Origin of the sequence: Pseudomethylobacillus aquaticus (assembly GCF_003730115.1) — a bacterium.
In the GTDB taxonomy this organism is placed as follows: Bacteria; Pseudomonadota; Gammaproteobacteria; order Burkholderiales; family Methylophilaceae; genus Pseudomethylobacillus; species Pseudomethylobacillus aquaticus.
The window spans coordinates 188811-214340 of record NZ_RJVP01000003.1; the positions used below are offsets into that span (position 1 = coordinate 188811).

Consider the following 25530-nt stretch of genomic DNA (forward strand, 5'->3'; position numbering starts at 1 on the left):
TAATCCCATCTGTAGTGCCCCCCCCATTATCAACTGGGGTCAGAAGTAGCATCATGCTGCCATAGCCAGCCGCTGTTTCGGGGGGTATTACCATGTCTCCGCAGCGGCTGGTATCTGGACGCATGGTGTCACTTGCGCAACGACATCCGTAACTTCTCGCTCGATGCCATACGCAATGCCGAAATACTGGAAACCGCGTCTGCCGATGTCAGCGATGCACAACTCAATGAAGTGCTAGGCACTGGCTACGGCATTTTCACTGGCCGTGCCATTCAATGGGCCACGCTGATTTTTTCAAAGGAACGTGCACGCTGGGTTTCGGCTGAACGCTGGCATGCCAAGCAGCAATCAAAGGTGCTGGAAGATGGCCGCTATGAACTGCGTGTCCCCTTTAACGATAGCCGTGAGCTTGTGCTGGACATCCTCAGACATGGTGCCCAGGTGGGAGTGATTGCACCAGCCTCGTTACGGGAAACGATCAAAAACGAAGTCGCCCTGCTGGCTAGCGTTTATCGAAAGTAACGCTCACAGCCACTTAACTCGAATGTCAGCGCGCTAGAATCAACAACCCAATCAGGTGGTAGCCTCACCCGCACGGTGTAAACTACAATTACTTAGTGCGTGAATTTTTAAAACTGCTGTTCATATAAAAACAAAATCAATAACCAGCAAGCTGGGGGGGGGATGTATGGAAGACGCTGTCAATCATTCAGTACTTCATGATGCCTATATGAGCACGGATTATGTGGTGATGAGCGAGCCCGCCTTCACCCTCAAGGTCGGCATCGAGTCCAGCGCATTGAGTCAGTTGCATAAGTCCTATGGCGTAGACTCCAGCGTCTTCATCACCGCATGGAACCCAGGCAGCGTTCCGCGCAGCAAGATCGAGAACGAGAAGCGGCAGGTGGAATTGATGGAGATCCTGCGCTTTCGCAGCCTGGATTACTTTCATGCGGAAGGCATACACCCAAGCGGCCAGTGGCCTGCCGAACCTAGCGTGCTGGTACTCGGCCTGTCACTTGAGGCTGGCAAAAAACTGGGGCGGCAATTCAGCCAAAATGCCATCCTGTGGGCTGGTCCGGATGCAAAACCCACGCTGGTCATGATCAACGCCTTGTGATCGATTAGCCATACCAAAGCTGACTGAGCCGTCATGCCCGGCTTCACCATCGGGCTCACAAACCGGCTGGCGCTGTTGAGCCTGCTGTTCTATTTTTCAGCCTGTTCCTTTTAGCCTGTTTTGGCCCTGAGCCTGCTCCCGCCGCACGCCAACACCATCACGCAGTGCGCAACGCAGCAGGTTCATCTGGCACCGATATTCCAAACAAAGCGGCCACTTCACTGATATCCGCTATCACCCGGTCTGGCTGGTCCAGCCGCACATCGCGTCCTCCGTTGTAGCCATAAGGGACTACCCAGCAGCTCACGCCTGCATTGCGCGCGGTGGCGATATCGGTGGCGGAATCCCCCACGAACAGGCTGTCTACTGCCGCTACACCGAGTTGCGTCAGGCAATGGTCGATCACCCGACGATCCGGCTTCCTGAAATCCAGGCTATCGCCACTCAATACCAGATCAAAATACTGCAGCAGGTCATGCTGACGCAGTAGCTGGTCGGTGAAGGCGGCCTCCTTGTTGGTGATGATCGCCTGTTTGACGCCCGCTGATTTCAACAGCTGCAATGTAGTCTCCACCATGGGGAACAGCTGGCTGCGACTGCCCAGCACCTGCCTGTAGTTTTGTTTGAACAGCGCCATCAGTGCATCACTGGCGATATCCGGCTGCATTTGCTGCGCCTGTTGCATCAGGCGTGCAGCGCCGTGACCTATCCAGGCACGCACTTGCAGCTCTCCCACCGCTGGCTGACCATAGGCAGCAAGCGTGCGGTTCACCGCATCTGTCAACTCGCCGGCCGTGTCGATCAGCGTGCCATCAAGGTCGTACATCACCAGTGCCATATTGATTCCCTGTCAGGCAATTGTTTAAGGTAAATGCCCGTTGGTTTCGCAAACCAACAACACATTCACAAGTAACATCCGGCTGTTGTTTTATCCGCTTTGAGTTTGTTCAAGGCCATACGGAACAACCGCTCCCCTTCCCCCAGCATCTCGGCACTGGGCGCAAAGGTATGCACGGCATACGGCGAATGACGACACACCACTAGAAAGACGTACTGGGGCAGCTGGCCGGTTAGCTGCTGCACGCCTTGCCGGTACATGGCAGCACTAAGGTGGTAGCGCTGCATCAGGCATGTGCGTTGAAACACCGCCAGCGTGGCGTCGAAGGTAGTTTTCAGTTCCAGCATCAGCTGCGGCAACAGCAACAGATCCGGTCGTATCTTGCAGCGCACCCCACTTTGTTGATCGCGCCAGAACAGGCTACGCTCGGCCTGTCCTGTGTTCAACCAATGGGCGACTTCGGGCTGGGCTGCCACCTGTTGACGGATCGCCTGCACCGCGCTCATCTGCGCTTCGGTGATGAAATGCACAGGATGCGGTTCTTGCTGGATCAGGCGCAGGTCGTCGGCATGCAGCATATCCACATGTGCCACGGGCAAGGCGATGTATTCGCGCTCGAAGCGCTCGGGCTCCAGTAAAGCGCAGTGTACCGCCGTGCCAAAATCAAGGATGGGGCTGGAGAACTGCTGACGTTGCAGATAGCGCTGCAGATGCAGCGGCGACTGCAATATCTGTTTCAGCCCGGAGCTGGAAACGTGGCGGTGTTCGGCCAGATAATGTTCCAGACTCAGGTCGTGGATGCCACTATCGTAGGGGCCGCTGGCAGACAGGCTGTCTTGACGATTCATGTTGTCATGGTAACCCGCTTATCAGCTGCGATGACGCTGCCCGCCTACCGATTTGGGGTACTCCAACCATCAAACTTACCCCTATTGACGCATGTACGTTCGTACAGTATTGTAATGCTCATGGGAAACGACGTTGATTATCTGGCACAGCTTCAGGACTACTACGCGGAACACAGAACGCTGCCCTCGTTTGCAGCCATCGCGCAGTTGTTGGGGTTCAAATCCAAAAACGCGGTGACCGCGCTGGTGGCGCGCTTCAAGCTGCAACATTACCTGGATTCCGCCCCGGACAAACGTCTTAAACCGGGCAGCCGCTTCTTCGAGCGCATCATCGCCGAAAACTCAGTGCGCGCCGGCCTGCCTTCCGAAGCCGTGAGCGACCAGCATGACACGTTGACCATCGACGAATTCCTCGTGGAACGCCCCTCGAAAACCGTTCTGATCACCGTCAAGGGCGACTCCATGATAGACGCAGGCATCCTGCCGGATGACATCGTCATCGTGGAAAAGCGCCCGTTTGCCAACCCGGGCGACATGGTGATCGCCATCGTCGATAACGAGTTCACCCTCAAGACCCTGGGCAAGGAAGGTAGCAACTTCGTGCTCTACCCTGCCAATAAAGCCTACGCCACCATACGGCCACAAGGTCAGCTGGAGATCTTCGGCGTAGTCGTTGGCCAGTTCCGCAAATATAAATAAGCCATCGCCTTACTCATCAGCCCGGGTAGTCAGCGCATTTATATGCCGAGCCCGCCTTTGCCGAGTCAACTTCACCGCTACTCACCTGGCTGAACAAACTGGGTAAGCCGACCCAAGCCCGCGCTCACCGCTCTTTGCCGTTTCAAGCAGACCGCATGAACTCGGCATAGATATTTCGATGCCGCATGCATTCCTCAGCCTGCTTATCCGGGCAGGACTCGCGTAATTTGCAGAAGCAGGTGTGCTGCACCAGTTCCTCAAGGCTGTGGCACTCCATCAGCGTTGTTGCAACTGGCGTTACCGCTTTCGTCGTTGTCATGATCTCCCTCTACGCTTATTGATACTGGCTATTGTTTACCCACATTCGGACTCGGCATTACAAGCAGCGTTCAGGTGAACTTGCTGGCTGAGGTGAATTAATTTCCCCGGCATCAAAATGCAGGGAAATCGTGTAGGTTTTTAAGACCAGCTCAGTGACGATTCGAGATAAGCAACTTCACTCGGTGAACCTGCAACACTGCGGACCTGTCATTGCAAGGGTGACCATCTTCCACAAGACCGAAAAAATGAACTCCCACATCATTCCTTTTGTAGTTTGGCAAAGCCTCGATGCCTAGCCGGGTTGCCAATTTTCTGGCATCGCTTGCCTTGTTCACGCTAGGCACGCCGGCGTTAGCGGCCCAGGCAGCTGAACCGAACATCTTCGATGTTGGCACCGGCGCGCCGGTCAGCCGTATACAATTGATAGAACGCCTGGCTACCACGCAATTCGTGCTGCTGGGGGAGATGCATGACAATACGGACCACCACGCCAAGCGTGGTGAACTGATTGCCGCACTCAACACCCCGCATGCGCGGGTCGTGGCAGAGCACCTGGAACTCGCCAAGCAGGTTCAAGCGAGCGACGACCTGAAAGCCAGCCTGGAACAGGCCGGCTTTGATGCTCAGGGCTGGGATTGGCCTTTGCATGCGCCGTTATTCTCCGCCGTGCTGGAAGCGGGTGTCCCGCTCAGCGGTGGCAACATCAGCCGCGAAACTGCACGCAATGCGGTACGTACCGGCGCCAGTGCATTGCCTGAAGCACTGAGTCAGCTCATCGCGCTAGCACCGCTCGATGCTAGTGTGCAGTCACGCCTGAATGAAGACTTGCTAGGCAGTCACTGCGGCCATATGCCCGCCAGCATGCTGGATGGCATGCGTTTGGCACAACACGCGCGCGATGCCGCGATGTTTTCCGCATTGCGCGACAGCCAGGGCAAGCCAGCCATTCTGGTTGCAGGCAATGGCCATGTACGCCATGACTATGGTGTCCCTGCGCTGATACGCCAGCACCTGCCAGAGGCCAGCATCGTATCGGTAGGATTCATTGAGGAAGACGGAAAAACGCCCGCGCTGGAGCAGTATCGCGGGCAGTTCGACTACGTCTGGATCGTCCCGGCTATCAAACGGGACGATCCATGTCTGGCGTTTGCGCCGCCTGCCAACAAGGCGGCGACTCCGGTGCCCAGCACGACAACTACCAGGTGAAGTACCAGTAGTGATCCACCAGCAAGGCCGCGAACAACAAGCTCAAGTAGATGATGGAAAAGCGGAACATGCGCTGTGCCAGACCATCGGAATAATGCCGGTACAGCGCAATCGCATAGGCCATGAACCAGACGTTGAGGATCAGCGAGGCGACCAGATAGATCACGCCACTCATGCCATGACCGAACGGCATCAGTGCTACCGCGAACAAGATCACGGTGTAAAGCAGGATATGCAGGCGCGTGAACTCTTCGCCATGCGTGACCGGCAACATGGGCATGCCCACCTTGGCATATTCAGCGCGGCGATATAAGGCCAGTGCCCAGAAATGTGGCGGCGTCCAGGCAAAGATGATCAGGAACAGGATCAGCGATTCAGGCGAGACGACATTGGTGACGGCCGCCCAACCCAGGATGGGCGGCATGGCACCCGAGGCTCCACCGATGACGATATTCAGCGGTGTGGCCGGTTTGAGGAAGATGGTGTAGATCACGGCATAACCGACAAAGGTCGCCAAGGTCAGCCACATGGTCAGCGGATTCACCCAGAAATACAGCATGGCCAAGCCCAGCCCGCCCACTACGCTGGCAAAGATGACCGTTTGCAGTGAAGACACCTGGCCCTGCGGCAAAGGGCGACCGCGGGTGCGTGCCATGCGCGCATCGATCTGTTGTTCGATCAGGCAGTTGAATGCGGCCGCAGCACCGGACGCCATGGCGATACCAAGGCTGGCTGCCAGCAGCAGCCCCAAAGGCACCATGCCTGGCGTGGCCAGGAACATGCCTATCATGGCAGTGAAGACGATCAGCGATGTGACGCGCGGTTTGCAGAGGGCGAAAAAGTGCTGAAAACTCTGCCATAGCTGGATGCTTTTGCGCTGTGGGACAGCGCTCGTGGTTATGCTCATTGCCTCTCCTCGTTTATACGGCTTTTAACGCCGTTATCTTAGAATTCAGGACTACTGTGCAGATGACCAACAGGGCCGCTCCCAGATTGTGCGCCACTGCCAGCACAAGTGGAAGATGTAATAGCAAATTGGCGATGCCGATGCCGATCTGCAACAGCAGCAGCGTCGCCAGCACCAGTGCAAGCCTACGGTAATCAGCAAACGGACGCAGGTACAAAGCCAGCCCGGCAAACAACAAAAACACGCACAAGGCTCCGATACGATGGCTCCACTGGATTGCGGTCAACGCCGCCAGCGACAACTGGCCGCCGTCTGCACTCTGGCCCAGCTCACGCGTCAGATGGAAGGCGTTGGCAAAATCCACCTCCGGCAACCAGGCGCCATGACAGGTAGGAAAATCGGTGCAGGCCAGCGCCGCATAATTGGTACTGGTCCAGCCACCCAGGAATATCTGCGCGAACAACACCAGCAGGGCCAGCCGTATCAGCCAGCGCTGGCCGGGCTGACGGATCGGCATGGCGAACCGGCTGCGTTGACCAAGCACATGGCGGTGGCTGATCCAGGTCAGCATGGCCAATGTGGTCATGCCCCCTAGTAAGTGCGCACTTACGATGGCAGGCTTGAGCAGCATGGTCACTGTCCACATACCCAGCATGGCCTGAAAAGTCACCATCACCAGCAAGGCAGCAGGTAGCCAGGGCGTCACCAGCAAGGTGTGGCGCGCACGCCAACCCAGCACGAACAGGGCCAGGATCAACAGGCCCAAGGTACCCGCCAGGTAGCGGTGTGCCATCTCTTTCCAGGCTTTGCCGTGATGCAATGGGCTGTCTGGATAAGCCGTCTGGGCATGTGCGATCGCAGCTTCGCTTTGCGGCACCGTCAAACTGCCATAACAACCGGGCCAATCCGGGCAGCCCAGCCCGGCATCGGACAGGCGCACATAGGCCCCCAGACTCACCACACACAAAGTGAGGATGGTAGCCAGCAGGCTTAGTCTGACGAACCAGCCTTGTGCATTCATGGACGACCTCATCTAGACTACCTTACCCTGCCCAGGCATAACGCAGCAGGCGCGTCATGTCCTTGCGTATATCCGCTGCTGGCACCTCTGGTGCGTAAAACATCATCACATTGCCCAGCGGGTCCACCAGATACAGGCCAGGTCCACGCACGAACTGCTGCTGCAGTGCTGCGATGGCCGAGGCTGGCTGATGGAAGATGTGCAGGTCCGGATACTGCGCCAAAAGAACCTGGACCGGTGCCTGACTAGCCACTAGCACACGTTGCACACGCTCTACATCCTTGGCCAGCGACACTTGCAGCTGCCGCATCTGATGCAAGCGCTGCTGACAGTCTGCTGCACAGTCAGTACTCACCAACACCATGCTCCAGCGTGCATCCCAGATGGCTTTGCTGACAGGCGCACCACTGGTGTTCTGCAGATCCGGGGGCAGCGACAGCGGGTGCGGTGCGAGCATCTCGCCGCGGCTGCTGCCTTGAGGGTGCCAATCGTACTGATGCATCAACAACACCAGTAACAAGGGAGCGGCAAAGAATATGAACAGCAGCAGCAACATGCCACGACCGCGTGTACCAGATGTCATGACTGAGCTCATTTCTTTACTCCGGATGGTTTTGCTTGGGACGGACTTGCGCCAGGCTGATGGCCATGCAACGGGGTGGCTTGCGCTTGCTCGGGCGCAGCATACTCTGACACGCCGACGACATCTTTACGCCGGAAGCCCAGATACAGAAAAATAGCGAAGGCAGTGAAGGCAAAGCCGTACCATTGATAGGCGTAACCAATGTGGGTGGTGATGCGCTCGGCGGGCTTGGGCCAGTCGCGTACCAGCTCGGGCTCGGCAGGGTCTGGATTCAGACGCAGCACCACAGGTAGCACACTGAACGGCACGGCTGCCGCATATTTATCGAGATCGAGGTTTTGCCACAGAGGCTGCCAGCCAGCCTCTGCTTGCGGGCTTTCCAGTGTGTAATATTTATTGGAAGGAATAGAGACCTGTCCCTGCAAGCGCTGCGCGCCTTGCGGTACGCTGACCACAGGCAAGCGCCTATCATTGCCCACCGCGATCCAGCCACGATTGACCAGCACCACCTGCTCGGTCCCCTGCATCATGAACGGGGTGAGCACATGATAGCCCGCACGTTCATTGTGCACCTGATTGTCGATGAGTATCTGGTAGTCGGGCAGATACTGTCCAGACACATGGACCTGGCGATAGCGCCAGGCTTGCACATCGTCCAGCTGGGGAGGCAATGCAACAGGGGCAGCCTGCATGGCCTGATCCAGTTGATCCTGCAGCTGCAGCTTCTGGCTGGCCTTGTCATACTGCCAATGACCCAGCTTGATACAAGCGGAAATCACCAGCAGTGCTACAAAAAAGCTAAACCAGGACGGACGAAACTGATATCGGAGCAAACAATACCTCAGCCAGCAAATTGCAATTAATCACCCTGCACCGCATAATCAAAACACACTCAGGGAGATAGTGATGCTTATCAAGATTGCGATCGTCGTCATGTTGCTGCTGATACTCGGCAGCCTGTTTTCTGCACTTTTTTATCTGGTTAAAGATAAAGGCGGAGGTGAGAGGACAGCGCGCGCATTGACCGTGCGCATCTCTTTATCCATCTCCTTGTTTCTGTTACTGATGCTGGGGTTCTACACCGGCGTCATTGGCCACTAGGCCAATCCCACCGGCAGTACACAAAAAGGACGATGCCAACCGGCACCGCCCTCTTCGCCCCTTTTACAGCCAATACACGAACACGAACAGACCCAGCCAGACCACATCCACAAAGTGCCAGTACCAGGCCACACCTTCGAAGCCGAAATGGTGCTCAGGGCTGAAGTGTCCCTTCATCGAACGTAGCAAGATCACGATCAGCATGATGGTACCCAAGGTCACATGAAAACCATGGAAACCGGTCAGCATGAAGAAGGTGCTGCCATAGGCGCCAGCCTGCAGGGTCAAGCCCAGCTCGTTGTAAGCATGATGGTATTCATACGCTTGCAGCGCAATGAACAGCAAGCCCAGCACCACGGTCAGGAACAAGCCCATCACCAGTTGCGAGCGCTTGTTCTTGAGCAAGCCCCAGTGTGCCCAGGTCACCGTGGCACCTGAGGTCAGCAGGATCAAGGTGTTGATGGCCGGAATACCCCAAGCCCCCATGGGCGTGAACTGAGCGGTCGTGTATTCAGTGCCCAGCACCACCCCGCCAGGACCTGCAGAAGGCCAGGCACCGAGGAAGTCCTTATAGGGAGTGAACTCAGGGTCAAAGCCCGCCAGTTCAGGTACCGAAATGACGCGCATGTAGAACAAGGCGCCAAAGAATGCGGCAAAGAAGGCCACCTCGGAGGCGATGAACGCCATCATGCCCCAGCGGAAGGATTTGTCTTCCCAGGTTTTGTAGTGGCCTCCCTGGCTTTCAGCGATCACCTTGCCCAACCACAGGAAGATCATCGCCAGGATGACGCCCAGACCACCCAACATCATCCAGCTGCCTGCCGAATGCCCTGGAACAGACTCGTTCACACTGAAGATGAATCCGGCCGCCATCACCAGCAAGCCTGCAGACAGGATGAACGGATATAGACTGGGGTTGGGTACGAAATAATGGCCTTGCGATTGTGTCGCCATGCACAAACTCCTCTGCACTATCTGAATACTGCTATTGTTGTTCTACACCCGGCCTGCAACGCAGGCATCAGGACTCCCCTTATTTCGCTGGCTCGATCGCGCTGTAAAACGCATAAGACAGCGTCACCACTCGCACATCATCCGGCATGTCCGGACTGACATAGAACCGTAACGGCATTTCGCGGGTCTCGCCCGGCTGCAATTCCTGCCGCTCAAAACAGAAACATTCGATCTTCTTGAAATAACTCGAGGCCTTGCCCGGGCTCACGCTCGGTACGGCTTGGCCTGCCACGACCTGATTGGTGATGTTCTTGGCCACAAACAATACCGTTTCGATCTGGCCTGGCCGCACCTGGATGCTGGGTTGTTTGGGATAGAAATTCCAACCCAATCCCGGCATTACACTGCTGGTGAATTCCACATTCACCATGCGGCTCATGTCGACCCTGGCGTTCTCCAGACTCGCCACACCGTCCGTTTTCCCGTTCAGGCCGGTCACCTTGCAAAGCAGGTCATACAAGGGCACCAGCGAGAACACGAACAGGATGGAGGCCGCCACGATCCACAGCAGCTTCAAGCCCAGCTGCCGGTTCTCCTGGCGACGCTTGTCTGCCCAGGTCTGGTTTACTGCTGCCACATCACCACCATAGCCACTGCATACCAGAGCAGCACCCCTGCCGCGAAGATCAGGCCCAAGCGGATACTGCGTTTGCGTCGTTGTGCTTCCAATTGCTCGTCTTCCCTGCTCATCTGACCACTCTTATGATGCAGACCCGGAAGAGACCGGGCCCGCTCCTTTGTTTACCTAGCTTATGAAGCTGCTTCGCTCATTTCGCTCGATTTTCTTACTTCACAACGGGCTGCTCAGTGAAGCTGTGATACGGCGGTGGCGATGGCAGCGTCCATTCCAGGCCCTGCGCGCCTTCCCATACCTGATCGGTTGCCTTCTTGCCACCACGTGCACAACTGATGATGTTGTAAACGAACAGCAGCTGCGCGGCACCGAGCACAAAGGCAGCGATCGACGAGATCATGTTGAACTCGGAGAACTGCAGCGCGTAGTCGGGGATGCGGCGTGGCATACCAGCCAGACCCAGGAAGAACTGCGGGATGAAGGTCAGGTTGAACGAGATCGCCGTCAGCCAGAAGTGCAGCTTGCCCAGCTTTTCGTTATACATGTGGCCTGTCATCTTGGGCAGCCAGTAGTACACGCCCGCCATGATGCCCATGATGCCGCCTGCGAACAGCGTGTAATGGAAGTGCGCCACCACGAAATAGGTATGGTGATATTGCGCATCGGCGGCCACGTCCGCCAGCACCAGCCCGGTCAGGCCACCGATACCGAACAGTATGATCCAGCCCACTGCGAACAGCATCGGCGTCTCGAAGGACATGGAACCGCGCCAGATGGTCGCGATCCAGCAGTAGAACAGCACGGCCAGAGGAATGGAGATCGCCATGGTGCTATACATGAAATAGAGCAAGGCTGGCACCGGCATGCCGACCGTGAAGAAGTGATGCGCCCAGACCACGACAGACAAGGCACCGATGGCCCACAGCGAGTAAACCTGAACCTTGTAGCCATACATGGGTTTGCGGGCGAAGGTCTGCAGGATCTGTGGCATGAACCCCCATACCGGCAACAACAGGATATACACCTCAGGATGGCCAAAGAACCAGAACAGATGCTGGAACATGATCGGATCACCACCGCCCGCAGCATCAAAGAAGTGGGTACCGAAATGACGATCAGTGAGCAGCATGGTGACTGCGCCAGCCAATACCGGGATAGTGGCGATCAGCAGGAAGGCCGTGATCAGCCAGCCCCAGGCGAACATCGGCATCTTCATCAAGGTCATGCCAGGTGCGCGCATGTTGAAGATGGTGACGATGACGTTGATGGAGCCCATCACCGAGGAGATCCCCAACAAGTGCACTGCGAAGATGGCGAAATCGACGCCTATGCCACCCTGCACTGAAAGTGGTGCATAGAACGTCCAGCCAGTTGCAATCGCGCCATCACCGATGCCGAATAGCGCAAGGATATAGGGCAAGGTCAACAGGATGGCAGCAGGAGGCAGTAGCCAGAAGCCCCAGTTGTTGAGTCGCGGCAAGGCCATGTCCGGCGCGCCTATCTGCAATGGCAGCATCCAGTTGGCGAACCCGGTAGCAGCGGGCATCAGTGCCATAAAGATCATGATCAGCGCATGCACGCCGATCAGCTGATTGAAGAACTCCGGTTGCACCAGTTGCATGCCGGGCTGGAACAACTCGGCCCGTACCAGCATGATCATGCTGCCGCCTACCATGAACATGATCAGCGCAAAGATCAGGTACATGGTGCCTATGTCTTTGTGGTTGGTGGTGGTCAGCCAGCGCATGATGCCGCTTGGATGATCCTCGTGCGCATCGTGATGTGCAGTTGTCGTGTAACTCATCTAATTCTCCTTAATCCACAGCCACTTGAGATTAACGCAAAGCTTTGACTTGAGCAGGTTGCAGGACATCCCCGACCGCATTGCCCAAGGCATTGCGCTCATAGGTGACCACGGCCGCAATATCGGAATCACTCAGGGTCGCTTTCCAGGCTGGCATCACACCCTTGCCGTTCAGCACACGATCCAGATGGCTGTCTTTGAGCAACTTGCCATCGGAATCAAGGTTGGGCTCTGCCACGAGCTTGCTGCCAGTCAGCGCAGGGAAAGCAGGTGGCAAGCCTGCGCCACTCACCTGGTGGCAAACAGCACAGTTCTTGGTGTAGACATCCTTACCCAAGGCCATCAACTCATCCTTGGTCCACTCTTTGTCCGCACCTGCCGTATTGGCGGCCATCTGTTGCTTCTGGTCGGCCACCCACACGTCGAACTCTTCCTGCGGAACAGCCTTGACCACGACGGGCATGTAGCCATGCCCCTTGCCACAAAGCTCCTTGCATTGCCCGCGGTAAGTGCCCTCTTCTTCCACCTTGACCCAGGTCTCGCGCAGGAATCCGGGAATCGCATCACGTGAAGCACCAAAGGCAGGCACCCACCAGTTATGGATCACGTCACTGGCAGTCAACAGGATGCGGACCTTCTTGTCCACTGGCAGCACCAGCGGGTTATCCACTTCCAGCAGATAATGCTCGCCTTTTTCTGCCTCGTTGGTGATCTGCTCCTGCGGCGTGGTCAGATTACTGACGAACTTGATGCCTTGCGCATCCCCGTCCATATATTCATAAGACCAGCGCCACTGTGAGCCATTGACCTTGATCACCATGTCCGCATTGTTCTTGGTGTCTTCCATCATCACCACACTGTGGTAGGCCGGAATGCCCATCAGGATGAAATCGATGTAAAGCAGGATGGCGAATGGCACCAGGGTCCACAGCACCTGAGGACGGGTCCTGGGCCCCGTGAACGTGGCCGCTTGATAGTTGCGGCTTTTACGGTGATTGACGATGGAATAAATCATGATGGCCAACACCACCACAAACAGGATCATGGTAATCAGCATGAACTTGTTGTGAACGTGCAAGGTGTCGAGCGCCATCGGCGTCACCGGTTTCGGGAAATTCCAGGCGTACTCTGCATTCACAGCAAAAGACGCGAATGCCAACACCAGAAACATCCCGGTTTTTTTGATCCACTGCATCACCATACCCACTCCCTAACTCAGGTTTTAAGTAACTACTCCGACGCGTTGTTTTAGTTGTCTGGCCAGGGCGATGCGCTGCTGGTTGTCCATAAAGCGACGACCGAACTCCACCTCCTTGCCATGCGAACGAAGCAACAAGCACTGCTCGCCACCAGGCAACTCGCGCAAGGTCACGCGCGCCCAGTAACGATTAAATACAATCTGGCTGACGTTTTTGTAATCACGTTTTTCAACAGCCAGATGGTCGCCAGCGATGGTGATGCTCTCGTAATCCTCAGCATGACAGTGGATGTGATAGAAAGCATAAGCCAGGGCCAGCAGTTCGAGCCCGGCAAAAGGCAGTACTAGCCAGGCGCCGATCAAACTGAAACCGATTGCAACAAGAAGGGAAAAGGATGCGATGAGCGCAACAACAGCGACCCTGCCCCTGGGAGACAGGGAACAATTGGGCCGTGCGATCACACGATAATCTGCCATGCATGGTGCCACCGCTCATTCTCCTCACTAGCCACCTCTTTAACGGGCGGCTTAACTACAAGAATCGGGACAACTCAACTACACAAGCTTTTGGGACGTACATCGGAAGAATGGGGCTGCTATAAGCGCGAATTCTATTTATCGATACACAGGCTCGAAACTAGCATAAAAAAAATGGGAACTCAAGCGATGTCTGGTGGTCGCGTGGCTTCCTGCCTTGCTGTCAGGGCAGTCCAGTAAAAATGGCAGGGGCAAGCAGATACTTAAAAAACGAGGGGAGATTCCGCCAATCGGAGATTGATTGGCTATAATCGCGGCGGTTGCCGCGTGAGTGGTGCCGGGAGGGGGACTCGAACCCCCACACCTTGCGGCGGCGGATTTTGAGTCCGCTGCGTCTACCGATTCCGCCATCCCGGCTAGGGAGGGCGCATTATAGCAAGTACCGTGGAATATGCGAACCGAGGATTTTGATTTTGTACTGCCTGACGCGCTGATTGCGCAGTTTCCTGCACAACAGCGTACGGCCAGCCGTCTGCTGCGGCTGAATGGCCGCGACGGAGCCCTGGAAGACAGCCGGTTCCAGCAGCTACCAGTGCACTTGAACGCAGGCGACCTGCTCATCTTCAACGACACGCGCGTCATCAAAGCTCGCCTGCATGGCCAGAAAGATAGTGGCGGCGCGGTGGAGGTGCTGATCGAACGCATCATCGACGATCAGCGCGCGCTTGCCCATATACGCGCCTCGCGCAGCCCCAAACCGGGCAGCTGGCTCAAACTTTCCAGCATGCTGGATGTCGAGGTGCTGGAACGTCAGCATGATCTGTTCATGTTACGGTTCGATCACAGCCAGACCGTGCTGGACCTGCTTGAACAGCATGGCAATCTGCCCCTGCCGCCCTACATCACGCACGACCCCAACGCCGACGACGACACACGCTATCAGACGGTCTACGCCCGCGAGCCGGGCGCCGTGGCCGCACCCACTGCCGGGCTGCATTTTGACGAAGCCATGCTGCAGCAACTGCGTGCAGCCGGTATCGACATTGCTTATGTCACCTTGCACGTAGGGGCCGGGACGTTCCAGCCTGTGCGTGTGGACGACATCGCCGAACACAAGATGCACAGCGAGCGCTATCGCATCCCGCAAACTACCGTGGACGCCATCCAGCATGCCCGCGAACATGGCGGGACCATCACGGCGGTGGGCACCACCGCCTTGCGTGCACTGGAGAGCGCAGCGCGTGGCGGCATCCTGTGCGCAGGTGAAGGTGAGACCGACATCTTCATCACGCCGGGCTATCGCTTTCAGGTGGTAGAACGCCTGCTCACCAACTTCCACTTGCCCAAAAGCACATTGATGATGCTGGTATCTGCATTTGCAGGGCGCGAACACGTCATGAACGCCTATCAACATGCGATCACGCAGCAGTACCGTTTTTTCAGCTATGGTGACGCCATGCTGATCGAGCGCGGGAACTAGCGTCACGCACCACACTCCATGCTAAGCGATTATCGTTGACCCACTCACTTCTGGAATCTGTCATGCCTACCTATGCTCGCCCTCGCCACATCGTCCTGTCAGCGCTGTTCACAGGCTTAGTTGCATTGAGCAACGCCTCCTTTGCCGGCGTGTTGCCGGAAGCACAGACCCAGCTCAAGATCACACTCGCACAGCAACCGACTTCGCGCCCCATGACGGTGGCTTATCTCCCCGAGCACCGCCTGTATGTGGTCGGGGATGGCGGCCTGGGGCCTATCCCGGGTGACTACGAGAACACTCAGGCACGCTCGCTGACCCATATCTATGACGAAGAAGGCCGCTATAAACAGTCCGTCAAAACCGGCATCAGTCACCGGGCGGTCTACTTTAATGAAGACACGCGCCGTATCGAATCCGTGACCTACAATGTCTCTACGCAGGCGGGCTTCAGCCCCAATACTGGCGTGTTCGCGCTGCAATTCAATGATGCAGGCGAATTATTGCCCACTACCACGGACATCCATGGTTTCAATCCAGCGTTCGGCAGCGCCTCCACCATGCCCAGCTACGACCCGGTCAGCAAGCGCTACCTGGCCAAGCAGGAGCGCTCGAACGAGGTCTGGCTGGTCGAACTGGACAAACGTGAGAAGGTCGGTGAGATCAAGCTGGATCTGGCTGCCGCTGGCGCCAAGACCGATGACATCAGTGAGCATTTCGTCGCCTACACCGGCATTCCTGGCGAAGAGCTGGCCCTGCTGGATGTAGACCACAGATCGATCCTGGTCTATAACATCGAAGGCAAGTTCGTTGGCAAAAGCGCCTTGCCCAAGAATATCAAACTGCGTGCCCAAAACCATTACAACGGCCTGGGCTACACACGTGGCATGTTCTTTGTTTACCACGAATCAGAAGGCGAATTCGGTACTTATTACGGTTTCAAAATCTCCGACAAAGCGCAGTAAGCTGAAAATCGCAGTGGGTGCGCGCCTCTTGACCGACGTAGCCGCCAGATTGACAGCCTTGGATCGCGCACGCAAAAAAACCGCCCGAGGGCGGTTTTAGTTTGTTAACGTCAGCTTATTTGCTGATGGCTGCGGCTACCTTGCCCGAGATCATGCCAAAAATAGCGCCCAGTATGGACGACAACGCAACCAGCAGCACCGGGTTGGACATGTCAGCGGCTGTGACGCTACCGGCTCCGGTGGTTTGCAGCGCATAGCCCGCGGTAGCCGCGTAACCATAGACGTTGGCAGGCACCACCGACAGCAGGTCCACACTGGCGATGATCACCAGGAAGAACACCGTGACCGCGATATAGATCGCGGGCGCCAGCGGGCCCTCGATACCCAGTGGATTGGCGCCAACCAGCGCCAGTGCGATACCGGCGAGGATAGCCCCATAGATCATGCTTGCGATGGTCTTTTGCAGTGCGGCACCGTCTGCCCCTGCAGCAAAGTAACAGCCCCAGGCAATGAAGCCGACCCAGACCAGTACCATCCCGGCCAATGGACCCAGCGCCAGATAAGCCCAAACACCACCCAATACCGCAATACTTAATGCTAATGCCAATAACTTGGACATACACACTCCTCCCGACATAGATTGATGGAAACAACAATCCGGAAAGCGCAGCTTATTTATGTTTTGGTGCCGGTCATGCCCGGACTGCGCATGCATAGTAGTCCACATTCCAGACAAATGTAAACGGGCACCATTTCAGGGCATGCAGGTCAGGCAGATGATTTACTGAGGATAGGTCCAGTTGCGACGCCAGGCAGCGAGCACCAGATTAGGGTATTCCGCCTTGCCCAGACTGCCGTTGTAACGGCCTAGCGCGCGGAACAGATCGCCTTTTTCGATATCCAGATAATGGCGCAGGATGGTGCAGCCATAACGCAGATTGAGGCGCAGATGGAACAGATTGTGTTCAGGTGTGCCTATGGTGCTGACCCAGAACGGCATCACTTGCATGAACCCGCGCGCACCGGCACTAGACACCGCATATTTGCGGAAAGCGCTCTCCACCTGGATCAAAGCCAGCACCAACTGGGGGTCGAGCCCGGCACGGCTGGCTTCGTAATGCACGCTGCGCAGAAAATCCTCGCGTAACGGCTGGTCTGGCATGCGCTTCTGCAATCGGGCTGACATGTCCGCCAACCAGTGCGCGTCGGCGGACACCAGCGCAGGTGCCTTGTCACTGATGGATTTTTGCATCTGCGTGCGCACGCTGTTGGAGAGCGGCTCTTCCAGCTGCCGGCCTGCCCAGGCCGACGTGGTCAGTAGCAGGCCCACCATCAAGCACCAGGCCAGACCTGGCTGCAAGCTCAGGCTGAGCGGCACAGCGCTTTCTGCAACAGGCCGACGATATCGGTCAGCGCCACGGCTTGTGCTGCCGCATCCGTGCGCGCCTGATATTCCACTTCGCCGTTCTGCAAACCACGGTCGCCGATCACCACCCGGTGCGGAATGCCGATCAATTCCAGATCTGCGAACATCACCCCCGGACGCTCGCCTCTGTCATCCAGCAGCACATCGATACCGGCCGTCTGCAGTTCATCATGCAGTTTGAGCGCTGCTTCGCGGACGATGTCACTACGATCGAAGCCGATCGCGGCGATCGCCACTTCGAACGGTGCCATCGCCGCTGGAAACACAATGCCGCGTGCATCATTGCCCTGCTCGATGGCCGCACCCACGATGCGCGACACACCGATGCCGTAACAGCCCATCTCCATCACCTGGGTCTGGCCGTTCTCATCCAGATAGGTCGCGTTCATGGCCTTGGCGTATTTGGTGCGCAGTTGGAAGATATGGCCCACTTCAACGCCACGGCACAGTGACAAGGTGCCTTTGCCATCCGGGCTGGTATCGCCCTCGATGACGTTACGGATATCCGCCACCATCACAGGCTCGGGCAGATCACGGCCGAAGTTGACACCTGCCAGGTGGAACTTGGGCTTGTTGGCGCCACACACGAAATCGCTCATGGCCGCTACCGTGGCATCCGCGATCACCTTGACCTCCTCACTCACTGCTACCGGACCGATGAAGCCGGGCGGGCAATTCAAGTGCGCACGGATCTCGTCTTCACTGGCGAAACGGAAATCCGCCAAGCCGGCCAGCTTGGCCACCTTGATCTCGTTCAGGCTATGGTCACCGCGCAACAGCAGCAGATGGAACTGCAAGGTGCCAGCCTGATCCGGCGCCATCAGCGCGATCGCTTTGACGGTGCGCTGCACGGGGATACCCAGCAAAGCCGCCACATCCTCACACGCGGTCTGCCTGGGCGTCTCCACTTCGCGCAGCGCTTCAGCCGGGGCAGCACGCGGTGCCGTGGGTGGCAAGGCTTCGGCCAGCTCAACGTTGGCGGCGTAATCAGATTGCTCGCAGTAAGCCAGCGCATCTTCACCAGAATCCGCCAGCACGTGGAACTCATGCGAACCGTCTCCGCCGATCGCGCCGGTATCTGCCTTCACGGCACGGAACTTGAGGCCAAGACGCGTGAATACCTTGCTATAAGCCTGATACATGACGTCATACGTCTGCTCCAGGGATTCAAAACTGGTGTGGAAGGAGTAAGCATCCTTCATCATGAATTCGCGCGCCCGCATCACGCCAAAACGCGGGCGTATCTCGTCACGGAACTTGGTCTGTATCTGGTAGAAATTCAGCGGCAGCTGCTTGTAGCTCCTGATCTCGCGCCGCGCGATGTCGGTGATGACCTCCTCGTGGGTAGGGCCGAAACAGAAGTCACGCTCATGACGGTCGCGTATCTTCAGCATCTGCGGGCCGAACACGGCCCAGCGGCCGGTCTCTTCCCACAACTCTTTAGGCTGCACGGCGGGCATCAGCAATTCCAGCGCGCCTGCCTTGTTCATCTCCTCGCGCACCACGGCCTCCACCTTGCGCAGCACGCGCAGACCGAGCGGCATCCAGCTGTACAGGCCCGAGCCCAGGCGCTTGATCAAGCCGGCCCGCAACATAAGCTTGTGGCTGATCAATTCGGCTTCGGTGGGGGCTTCTTTTTGTGTGGCGAGGAAAAACTGGGAGGCGCGCATGAATCTTCTACAATCAAAAATGAGACAAGCTGCGGATTTTATAGGGAAACGCCGCACAGGGAAACGTGAAGCCGCACGCAAACGACTGGAAACAGTGGAATTTCTGGCAGTTGGTCAGCGGCGCGCCGACCTGGCATGGCGGGCTTATTGCGCCGGGCTGTCAGCAGGCATCCAGCCAGCCTTCCATTGTTGCAAAGGCAGGATCACCGGCGGGTTGCCGTTATCGTAGAACCAGGCATCCACGGCAAACTCCTGACCCGTCTCATGCTCGCGGATCATCGCTGTGGTGTGTGGCCAGCGGTTGAGGTAAACACCGCGTGTCCTGGTATCCTGCAGGGTGTGGAAACGCATCAGCCCGGCGTTCTGCATCAGCTTGAGATAGGTGGTGGTATTGGTGGCCTCGTCATTGCAATCCATCTGGCCAGTGTAAGCGCTGTTACCAAAGGTGCCACCACGGTCGCCCGCCGTGCCGGTCTTGGCACCGACTTCCAGCTCCAGCACAGCGATCGCCTGAGCCAGCTGGGCACGCTCGGTTTGCGCATCATAGGCACGCGGCTGGAACTGCACCAGCACCAGCTGCCATTCGGCATCCGTCAGCATGGCGTGACTCACCTTGGCACAACCACCGCCATGGCATATATCGAAGCCCGCTGTGGTCGGCGTTTGTTTGAGCAGCTGCGACATCGCGGAGAGATCCGCCTGCGCCTGCGGCATGCCCACTGCCAGCACGCTGCTGGCGATACAGATAAAACTAGAGCACCAGCGGCGCATCCGGCAGCTCGTTACGGACGGCACCTTGTGCCGGGAAGTGCTGTGCCAGATGTGCGCTGATCTGCTGGATGCCATCCAGGACGCCGTCACTGAAGCGGCCTGCGCGGAACGCCTGTTCCATGTGGTGACAGATGGTTTCCCATCCTGCCGCACCCACCAGCGCATCGATGCCGCGATCCGCCACGATCTCCACATCATGATCGGCCAGCGACAAATAGATCAGCACCCCATTGTTGCTGGCGGTGTCCCACACCCCCAGCTCGGAGAACAAGGCGATGGCCCGTTGACGCGGCGTGATGCCATGCCACAACTGCACTGGATGCAGCGCTGTTTCCACCACAAAGCGCAGCTCGCCCCGATGCGTCGCTTCACTTTCGGCAATGGCAGCTTCTATCGCCTGCAAGGCCGCAGGCGGAAAATAGCGCCGCGCTTGCCAGGGCAGGCTGAACACATGGCGCACAAAGCGGCACACTCCTGATACAGATTTACCAGCCACCAGACGCACCTCCGCCACCAAAACGACCGCCACCACCGCGGAACCCGCCACCACTGCCACCGCCGCCCATCAACATCGGCAGCATGCTGGAAATGCCGGTCATGGTCATCACCAGCGCGACCACGCCTAACACCAGCGCCAGCAGCACGCCGCCGCCCAGCACCCAGACGGCGAAGCCGACCAACCCGCCGGTGACCGTGCCACCCAGAAAACTGCCCAGCATGGCACGCAATGCACCGCCTATGGCCACTACGCCGAACAGCAACAAAGGCAGCAGATTCTCGCTCGCCTCGTCGCCCAAGCCTTGGTTAGCCTTGCCAGCTTTGGGGGCAGGCAGTTGCTCGCCAGCCAGCAGACGCGCCAGCTGATCGACGGCGGCGGCCAGCCCGCCAGCAAAATCGCCTTGCTGGAAACGCGGCGCCATGGTTTCTGCAATGATGCGCCTGGCGATCACATCCGGGATGGTGCCTTCAAGACCATAGCCGACCTCGATGCGCATCTTGCGATCATTCTTGGCCAGCAGGATCAGGATGCCGTCGTCCACCTTCTGACGCCCCAGTTGCCAGGCTTCCACCACACGGATGGAAAACTGCTCGATGGCTTCCGGCTGGGTGGTGGGCACCAGCAGGATGGCGATCTGGCTGCCATATTGCTGCTCCACCTGTGCCAGCTGGTTCTCCAGCGCCTGCTGATCCTGCGGACTCAAGGTCGCGGTCAGGTCTGTCACGCGCTGCGTCAACGCTGGCACCACCACCTCGTCAGCAAGCGGATGTGTCTGGGCCAGTCCGGTGAGTAGCCCCAGACTGAACAAGGCCAGCAAGCCAGCGCGACGCCAGCGCTTGATGAACGTCACTGTCATCGCCAGCCCGCTTTAGAAACTCACTTGCGGTGGCTTGGACAAGGCCTGTTCGTTGTCCACCGTAAAACCAGGCTTGGGCGTGTAGCTGAACATCATCGCGGTCAGGTTGCTCGGGAACGAGCGCACCAGCACGTTGTAGTCCTTCACGGCCTGGATGTAGCGGTTACGCGCCACGGTGACACGGTTCTCGGTACCTTCCAGCTGGGCCTGCAGGTCACGGAAGCCAGCATCCGCCTTCAGTTGCGGGTAGTTCTCCGCCACGGCCAGCAAACGGGACAAGGCAGAGGTCATCTGCCCCTGGGCTTCCTGGAAGCGGGCGAACGCCGCTTCATCATTGACCAGCTCAGGCGTGGCCTGGATGCTGCCCACCTTGGCACGTGCATCCGCCACCGCTGTCAGCACTTCCTGCTCATGTGCGGCATAGCCTTTGACCGTGGAGACCAGGTTAGGCACCAGGTCGGCACGGCGCTGATACTGATTGAGCACTTCGGCCCAATCTGCTTTCACCTGCTCGTCCAGCACCTGAAAGTTGTTGTAACCGCAACTGCTGAGGCTGAGTGCAAGCACCAGCATCAGTGTGGTAAAGAAGGATTTACGCATGAAGATCTCCTGCTAATGAATGAAGATGTACGGCTACAAGGTGGGGCTGGCCGCAGCGGATTGCAAGTCTTGCATGGTGCGCACCGCAAAACACAGGTCCTGCCAGGCCTTGGCCTTGTCCGGCAGGTTGCGCAGCAGATAGGCGGGGTGGTAGGTCACGATCACCGGCACGCCCTGATAGCGATGCAGCTTGCCACGCAGGCTGGCGATGGTGGCATCCGTCTCCAGCAGGGATTGGGCGGCGAACTTGCCCAGTGCGAGGATGAGCTTGGGCTGGATCAATTCCACCTGACGCTTGAGGAAGGGGTCGCACTGCAGCACCTCTTCGCCATGCGGATCACGGTTTTGGGGCGGGCGGCATTTCAGCACATTCGCGATGTAGACGTTATCACCGCGCTTGAGCTGGATCGCGGCCAGCATATTATCCAGCAACTTGCCTGCCTGCCCGACGAAAGGCTCGCCCTTGCGGTCCTCCTCGGCACCCGGCGCTTCGCCGACGATGAGCCAGTCAGCATGCGGGTCGCCCACGCCGAACACGGTTTGCGTACGCGTGCCACTCAGGTTACAGGCTTCACAGGCACTGACGCAGGTCTGCAGATCCTGCCAATCCATGCGCTGTATGCTGTCGCGGCGGCCTTCACCCAGGGTGATGCTCATGTCAGGCAACGCATGATCCTCTACCGTCGTCAGCACTGGCACCAGATGCTCCACGCTTTCTTGATCAATACTTGTTTGATCAAGCTGAGGGGCTGGCACAAGCGTCTGGTCTTTCTCGATGCCCGGCTCAGCCACAACCGGCTCAGCCACGACCGGTCCGGCTGACTGACCGGCAGCCAGTGCTGTCACGGCATCTGGCAGCGGTGCACGCAGTTGCCACATAGGCAGCAGCTCCAGCTCGCGCAGCATGTCTTCGCGGCTCAGCGCCATGCGGTATCCTCGCTCGCCATCACAAGGCCATGCCCATCAGGATGGCGTCTTCGCGGCCGGTTGTGGCCGGGTAGTAGTTGCGGCGTATGCCCATCTCGTTGAAGCCGGTGCGTTCATAGAGACGAATCGCAGGCAGGTTGGACTGACGCACTTCCAGAAACATATTGGCAGCACCCGCCTGTTTGGCCAGCTGCATCAGATGCTGCAGCAAGGCGTAACCACGTCCGGCAGCCTGATACTCTTTGGCGATGCTGATGTTGAGCAGATGGGCTTCGTCCAGCACCATCATCAACACCGCATAGCCGACGATGTTGTGCTGCTCTGCATAGATCCAGCAATCGTGGCCGGCCTGCATGGAGTCGGCAAAGTTGCCACGCGTCCACGGGTAGTCGTGCACCATGGCCTCGATACGCACCACGTCAGCGAGGTCGCGGGCTTGCATGCGCCGTACACTGAGCTGTTGTTGCGTGACCACGGTCATTTGGGCAGACCGCCCTGCAGGCGCTCACTGGTCTTCAATGCCACTTTGTTGCGGATATAAAGTGGTGCGGCCTGCGCAGCCAGCAAGCCCTGCCCGGCGGCGAATTGCGGCGCAGCCAGCTCCGCGATGGCCTGTGCCGACGGGTGACGCCCTGGCAGCACCTGACTCAACTGAGTGGCATAAGCGCCTTGCAGTGCATCCGCATAACTGTCCCAGCCACTCCCTGCGCCCACCCAGTCAGCGTCGGGCACAGCGGGCAGCACTTCGGGTGCATACAGTCCGGGCGCAAGCACCTCATGCCAGTCATTACCGTCACGCACATAGGCGGCATGGTAGACCTCACCCATGCGGGCATCCAGACAAGCGATGACACGATCAGCACTGCTGGCCTGCGCCAGTGCCAGCAAGGTACTCACGCCCACCACCGGCAGACCGGCACCAAAAGCCAGGCCCTGCGCCACACCGCAGGCGATGCGCAGACCGGTGAAGGAGCCGGGACCGGCGCCGAACGCGATGCCATCCAGCTGCTTAAGTTGCAGGCTGGCTTCATCCAGCAGTTCACGCACCAAGGGCAGGATACGCTGGGAATGGGTCTGACCGGCGTGCAGGTCGCGAACCAGCACCCGGCCATCCAGCCACAAGGCCAGCGACAGGTATTCCGTCGAGGTATCGAACGCGAGTAATCGCATGTGAAAAAACCGTAAGAATTGGAGAGTAGTTAAGCCGTGCCAGCAACATGAGGGCTGGCATCGCCAGCTTCATGCCTTTATTCGACGCCTATTTTGCCACGCATTGCCTTGGTCTGGGCACGCATCGTCTTGTCCTGACGTCGGCGTACACGCGAACCAAAGGTGGGCCGTGTGGCATGTCGCATGGCTGGTGGCCGTGCCACGCTGGCCACCAGCGCGTGCAACCGTGTGATCGCATCGGCCTTGTTGAGCTCCTGACTGCGGTGCTGCTGCGCCTTGATCACCAGCACGCCTTGGGCGGTGATGCGCCCATCACGCAGCGCCAGCAAACGCGCCTTGTGCGTTTCAGAAAGCGAAGACGCCGGGATATCGAAACGCAGATGGATGGCACTGGAAACCTTGTTCACATTCTGCCCACCCGCGCCCTGAGCGCGCATGGCGGTAAGCTGGTACTCACCTTCAGGAATGATCAGTTCGCCGTGCAAGGTGTCAGACGGGCGCATGGTCAGCGCTCCATTCACTGCCCCACGCTTTATGCTGCGCGAACTGTTCCAGCATGAAATCGATGAACACGCGCACCTTGAGCGGCACATAAGGTGTGTTCGGGTAGATCGCCCAGATCCAGCTGTCTTCGCCGCTAATGTCAGGCAGGATACGCACCAGGCGCCCGGCCTTGAGATCGTCATCGACGATGAAGCGCGCCATCAGGCTGATGCCCATACCGCCCAGTGCCGCCTGACGCAAGGTCTCGGCATTGTCGGAGCGCAGCACCGGCGTGATGGCCACCTGCGTCACCTTGAACGGGTTGCTACCGGACTCGCTCTTCAAACGCCAGTAATTGGGCGCCTTGAAGGTGCTGAACTGCAAGCTGGCGTGCTGACGCAATTCCGTCAGGCTGGCCGGTGCGCCATGCTGTTGCAGATAGTCTGGCGAACAGCACAGGATGCGCTGGTTATAGGCCAGCTTGCGGCCTATCAGGTCGCTGCTTTCCAGCGCCCCCACGCGCACGCCCAGGTCATAGCCTTCGCCGACGATGTCGGTGTACCAGTCACTCAGCGACAACTCCAGCATCACCTTGGGGTAGCGCCGCATGAACGTCGGCAGCAAGGGCGCCACATGCAGTTGCCCGAACATGGTGGGCAGCGCCACGCGTAATCGACCATTCGCTTCGTGGCCATAATCGGAAATGGCCGCCTGCGCCCGCCCCATGTGCGTCAACGCTTCTGTCACATGACTGAGGTAAAGTGTGCCAGCCTCGGTCAGCGACACATGCCGCGTTGAGCGCTGGAACAAGCGCGTCCCCAGACTGGCTTCCAGCCGCGAGATGCGGCGACTGAGCGCCGAGGCACTGATATCCAGATCCAGACTGGCGGCCGCGAAGCTGCGCTTTTGCGCAACGGCGACAAAGCTTTCCAGCGCGGTCAGCCGGTCTTCATTCGGGTGGTTTGTTTTGGTCAT

The 25530-nt window shown here is 58.1% G+C and carries 32 protein-coding genes and 1 tRNA gene; 7 read left to right on the forward strand and 26 right to left on the reverse strand.

Features of this window, described 5'->3' with window-relative positions; translation table 11 throughout:
- Positions 1–72 precede the first annotated feature (72 nt).
- Both ED236_RS07310 and ED236_RS07315 read left to right on the forward strand, forming a co-directional pair.
- Positions 73–522, forward strand: coding sequence for a helix-turn-helix transcriptional regulator (locus ED236_RS07310; RefSeq protein WP_476704265.1), 450 nt, complete (start codon positions 73–75; stop codon positions 520–522).
- A 208-nt stretch (positions 523–730) separates the two neighbouring features.
- Positions 731–1120 (forward strand): DUF3293 domain-containing protein, encoded by a 390-nt coding sequence (locus ED236_RS07315; protein ID WP_162299589.1) that lies wholly within the window; start codon positions 731–733, stop codon positions 1118–1120.
- 157 nt (positions 1121–1277) lie between these two features.
- Here ED236_RS07315 and ED236_RS07320 read toward each other — a convergent pair whose 3' ends face one another.
- Together ED236_RS07320 and ED236_RS07325 are read right to left on the reverse strand one after the other, a co-directional pair.
- The gene (locus ED236_RS07320; protein WP_123237306.1) at positions 1278–1958 is read right to left on the reverse strand and encodes an HAD-IA family hydrolase; all 681 of its coding nucleotides are present in this window, start codon (positions 1956–1958) and stop codon (positions 1278–1280) included.
- A 65-nt stretch (positions 1959–2023) separates the two neighbouring features.
- Positions 2024–2806, reverse strand: coding sequence for a PD-(D/E)XK nuclease-like domain-containing protein (locus ED236_RS07325; RefSeq protein ID WP_123237307.1), 783 nt, complete (start codon positions 2804–2806; stop codon positions 2024–2026).
- Positions 2807–2926: 120 nt separating this feature from the next.
- Between ED236_RS07325 and ED236_RS07330 the strand changes: the two genes are divergently transcribed.
- Positions 2927–3505: a LexA family protein gene (locus ED236_RS07330; protein ID WP_123237449.1), complete on the forward strand. Its 579-nt coding sequence runs from the start codon at positions 2927–2929 to the stop codon at positions 3503–3505.
- 142 nt (positions 3506–3647) lie between these two features.
- Here the strand turns inward: ED236_RS07330 and ED236_RS12465 are convergent, their stop codons facing one another.
- Positions 3648–3824, reverse strand: a complete 177-nt coding sequence (locus ED236_RS12465; protein WP_155522422.1) for a hypothetical protein — start codon at positions 3822–3824, stop codon at positions 3648–3650.
- Between the two features lie 290 nt (positions 3825–4114).
- Here ED236_RS12465 and ED236_RS07335 point away from each other — a divergent pair, with 290 nt between their 5' ends.
- Entirely contained in the window at positions 4115–5032 is a 918-nt protein-coding gene (locus ED236_RS07335; protein WP_123237308.1) for a ChaN family lipoprotein, read from the forward strand.
- Here ED236_RS07335 and cyoE read toward each other — a convergent pair.
- The 4 genes from cyoE to ED236_RS07355 are packed head-to-tail and all read right to left on the reverse strand — an operon-like array spanning position 5022 to position 8322.
- On the reverse strand, positions 5022–5939 hold the full coding sequence (gene cyoE, locus ED236_RS07340; protein WP_123237309.1) for a heme o synthase: 918 nt from the start codon (positions 5937–5939) through the stop codon (positions 5022–5024). The two genes, ED236_RS07335 and cyoE, sit on opposite strands and share 11 nt — an antisense overlap.
- Positions 5940–5952: 13 nt before the next feature.
- Entirely contained in the window at positions 5953–6972 is a 1020-nt protein-coding gene (locus ED236_RS07345) for a COX15/CtaA family protein (RefSeq protein WP_240032069.1), read from the reverse strand.
- A gap of 10 nt (positions 6973–6982) precedes the next feature.
- Positions 6983–7543: an SCO family protein gene (locus ED236_RS07350; RefSeq protein ID WP_148042266.1), complete on the reverse strand. Its 561-nt coding sequence runs from the start codon at positions 7541–7543 to the stop codon at positions 6983–6985.
- 8 nt (positions 7544–7551) lie between these two features.
- Entirely contained in the window at positions 7552–8322 is a 771-nt protein-coding gene (locus ED236_RS07355; protein ID WP_162299590.1) for an SURF1 family protein, read from the reverse strand.
- A gap of 127 nt (positions 8323–8449) precedes the next feature.
- On the opposite strand from ED236_RS07355, the gene ED236_RS07360 reads away from it, so the two are divergent.
- Positions 8450–8644 carry a twin transmembrane helix small protein gene (locus ED236_RS07360; protein ID WP_123237313.1) on the forward strand — a complete coding sequence of 65 codons (195 nt, stop codon included), beginning with the start codon at positions 8450–8452 and terminating at the stop codon, positions 8642–8644.
- Between the two features lie 63 nt (positions 8645–8707).
- Here the strand turns inward: ED236_RS07360 and ED236_RS07365 are convergent, their stop codons facing one another.
- From ED236_RS07365 to ED236_RS07390, 7 genes are all read right to left on the reverse strand, one after another.
- The gene (locus tag ED236_RS07365; RefSeq protein WP_123237314.1) at positions 8708–9598 is read right to left on the reverse strand and encodes a cytochrome c oxidase subunit 3; all 891 of its coding nucleotides are present in this window, start codon (positions 9596–9598) and stop codon (positions 8708–8710) included.
- Positions 9599–9677: 79 nt separating this feature from the next.
- Positions 9678–10235 carry a cytochrome c oxidase assembly protein gene (locus tag ED236_RS07370; protein ID WP_123237315.1) on the reverse strand — a complete coding sequence of 186 codons (558 nt, stop codon included), beginning with the start codon at positions 10233–10235 and terminating at the stop codon, positions 9678–9680.
- Complete coding sequence (locus tag ED236_RS12740; RefSeq protein WP_275669227.1) at positions 10223–10348, reverse strand: hypothetical protein; 126 nt, start codon at positions 10346–10348, stop codon at positions 10223–10225. Before ED236_RS12740 ends, ED236_RS07370 begins: the two co-directional genes overlap by 13 nt.
- Before the next feature lie 95 nt (positions 10349–10443).
- A complete protein-coding gene (gene ctaD, locus ED236_RS07375) occupies positions 10444–12036 on the reverse strand; it encodes a cytochrome c oxidase subunit I (RefSeq protein ID WP_123237316.1) in 1593 nt (530 codons plus the stop codon).
- Between the two features lie 31 nt (positions 12037–12067).
- Positions 12068–13231: a cytochrome c oxidase subunit II gene (gene coxB, locus ED236_RS07380; RefSeq protein ID WP_123237450.1), complete on the reverse strand. Its 1164-nt coding sequence runs from the start codon at positions 13229–13231 to the stop codon at positions 12068–12070.
- 27 nt (positions 13232–13258) lie between these two features.
- Complete coding sequence (locus tag ED236_RS07385; RefSeq protein WP_123237317.1) at positions 13259–13711, reverse strand: DUF2244 domain-containing protein; 453 nt, start codon at positions 13709–13711, stop codon at positions 13259–13261.
- A gap of 332 nt (positions 13712–14043) precedes the next feature.
- Positions 14044–14128, reverse strand: a tRNA-Leu gene (locus tag ED236_RS07390).
- A gap of 34 nt (positions 14129–14162) precedes the next feature.
- Here ED236_RS07390 and queA point away from each other — a divergent pair.
- Both queA and ED236_RS07400 read left to right on the forward strand, forming a co-directional pair.
- Entirely contained in the window at positions 14163–15191 is a 1029-nt protein-coding gene (queA, locus tag ED236_RS07395; protein WP_123237318.1) for a tRNA preQ1(34) S-adenosylmethionine ribosyltransferase-isomerase QueA, read from the forward strand.
- 62 nt (positions 15192–15253) lie between these two features.
- Complete coding sequence (locus ED236_RS07400) at positions 15254–16153, forward strand: hypothetical protein (protein WP_123237319.1); 900 nt, start codon at positions 15254–15256, stop codon at positions 16151–16153.
- Between the two features lie 115 nt (positions 16154–16268).
- Here the strand turns inward: ED236_RS07400 and ED236_RS07405 are convergent, their stop codons facing one another.
- The 12 genes from ED236_RS07405 to ED236_RS07460 all read right to left on the reverse strand — a co-directional run bounded on the left by ED236_RS07405 (position 16269) and on the right by ED236_RS07460 (position 25530).
- A complete protein-coding gene (locus tag ED236_RS07405) occupies positions 16269–16772 on the reverse strand; it encodes a DUF1097 domain-containing protein (protein ID WP_123237320.1) in 504 nt (167 codons plus the stop codon).
- 162 nt (positions 16773–16934) lie between these two features.
- A complete protein-coding gene (locus tag ED236_RS07410) occupies positions 16935–17486 on the reverse strand; it encodes a lytic transglycosylase domain-containing protein (protein ID WP_123237451.1) in 552 nt (183 codons plus the stop codon).
- 29 nt (positions 17487–17515) lie between these two features.
- Positions 17516–19249: a proline--tRNA ligase gene (locus ED236_RS07415; RefSeq protein WP_123237321.1), complete on the reverse strand. Its 1734-nt coding sequence runs from the start codon at positions 19247–19249 to the stop codon at positions 17516–17518.
- A gap of 144 nt (positions 19250–19393) precedes the next feature.
- The gene (locus ED236_RS07420; RefSeq protein ID WP_123237322.1) at positions 19394–20020 is read right to left on the reverse strand and encodes a hypothetical protein; all 627 of its coding nucleotides are present in this window, start codon (positions 20018–20020) and stop codon (positions 19394–19396) included.
- Positions 20001–20549: a TPM domain-containing protein gene (locus ED236_RS07425; RefSeq protein ID WP_240032070.1), complete on the reverse strand. Its 549-nt coding sequence runs from the start codon at positions 20547–20549 to the stop codon at positions 20001–20003. Before ED236_RS07425 ends, ED236_RS07420 begins: the two co-directional genes overlap by 20 nt.
- Complete coding sequence (locus ED236_RS07430; RefSeq protein ID WP_123237323.1) at positions 20506–21375, reverse strand: TPM domain-containing protein; 870 nt, start codon at positions 21373–21375, stop codon at positions 20506–20508. Before ED236_RS07430 ends, ED236_RS07425 begins: the two co-directional genes overlap by 44 nt.
- A 12-nt stretch (positions 21376–21387) precedes the next feature.
- Positions 21388–21975, reverse strand: coding sequence for a LemA family protein (locus ED236_RS07435; RefSeq protein WP_123237324.1), 588 nt, complete (start codon positions 21973–21975; stop codon positions 21388–21390).
- Positions 21976–22008: 33 nt separating this feature from the next.
- A complete protein-coding gene (locus ED236_RS07440; RefSeq protein ID WP_123237325.1) occupies positions 22009–22902 on the reverse strand; it encodes a uracil-DNA glycosylase in 894 nt (297 codons plus the stop codon).
- Positions 22903–22921: 19 nt separating this feature from the next.
- Positions 22922–23383 (reverse strand): ribosomal protein S18-alanine N-acetyltransferase, encoded by a 462-nt coding sequence (gene rimI, locus ED236_RS07445; protein ID WP_193726077.1) that lies wholly within the window; start codon positions 23381–23383, stop codon positions 22922–22924.
- Positions 23380–24072, reverse strand: a complete 693-nt coding sequence (gene tsaB, locus ED236_RS07450) for a tRNA (adenosine(37)-N6)-threonylcarbamoyltransferase complex dimerization subunit type 1 TsaB (RefSeq protein WP_123237326.1) — start codon at positions 24070–24072, stop codon at positions 23380–23382. Before tsaB ends, rimI begins: the two co-directional genes overlap by 4 nt.
- Before the next feature lie 77 nt (positions 24073–24149).
- A complete protein-coding gene (gene arfB / locus ED236_RS07455) occupies positions 24150–24575 on the reverse strand; it encodes an alternative ribosome rescue aminoacyl-tRNA hydrolase ArfB (protein WP_123237327.1) in 426 nt (141 codons plus the stop codon).
- Entirely contained in the window at positions 24562–25530 is a 969-nt protein-coding gene (locus tag ED236_RS07460) for a LysR family transcriptional regulator (protein ID WP_123237328.1), read from the reverse strand. The genes arfB and ED236_RS07460 overlap by 14 nt, the downstream gene beginning before the upstream one ends.